Annotated in this window: 1 rRNA gene; it reads left to right on the plus strand. The window is 54.5% G+C overall.

Going from position 1 to position 255, the window contains the following annotated elements:
• Positions 1-255: ribosomal RNA gene (locus tag Q8G36_RS28780) — 23S ribosomal RNA — on the plus strand; the annotation flags it as partial.

Raw genomic sequence — 255 nt, forward strand, 5'->3', positions numbered from 1 at the left:
GTACCGCAAACCGACACAGGTAGGCGAGGAGAGAATCCTAAGGTGTGCGAGAGAACTCTCGTTAAGGAACTCGGCAAAATGACCCCGTAACTTCGGGAGAAGGGGTGCTTTTTAGGGTGAATAGCCCAGAAAAGCCGCAGTGAATAGGCCCAGGCGACTGTTTAGCAAAAACACAGGTCTCTGCGAAGCCGCAAGGCGAAGTATAGGGGCTGACACCTGCCCGGTGCTGGAAGGTTAAGGGGAGAGGTTAGCGCA

Source organism: Peribacillus frigoritolerans, from assembly GCF_030676415.1.
GTDB lineage: Bacteria > Bacillota > Bacilli > Bacillales > DSM-1321 > Peribacillus > Peribacillus frigoritolerans_A.